This window comes from Ochrobactrum sp. SFR4, assembly GCF_019730395.1.
In the GTDB taxonomy this organism is placed as follows: Bacteria; Pseudomonadota; Alphaproteobacteria; order Rhizobiales; family Rhizobiaceae; genus Pseudochrobactrum.
The window spans coordinates 1-260 of the sequence record NZ_JAAPBB010000949.1 but is presented as its reverse complement, the minus strand read 5'-3'; the positions used below and the strand labels follow the sequence as shown (position 1 = coordinate 260).

Annotated in this window: 1 protein-coding gene; it reads left to right on the top strand. The window is 55.0% G+C overall.

The genetic code is table 11. The features are described from left to right. Positions 1-260: PhoU domain-containing protein (locus tag HBA93_RS21885; RefSeq protein ID WP_286202132.1), on the top strand; the 260-nt coding region annotated here is incomplete at both ends.

Below are 260 nucleotides of genomic sequence, written 5' to 3'. Positions count from 1 at the left end.
GGCACAGCGTGTGATCTCCGAGGATCTGATCCTCGATGCCGGCGAGCGCGAAATTGACGAAAAGGCTGTGATGATCATCGCTAAGCGTCAGCCTATGGCGGTCGATCTGCGCGAAATTATCGGTGCTATCCGCATTTCCGCTGATCTGGAACGCGTCGGCGATATGGGCAAGAATATTGCCAAGCGTGTGAGTGCTGTTTCAGAAACCCGTCAGTCGGTGAAACTGTATCGGGGCTTGGAAACACTGGCAGAGCTTGCCC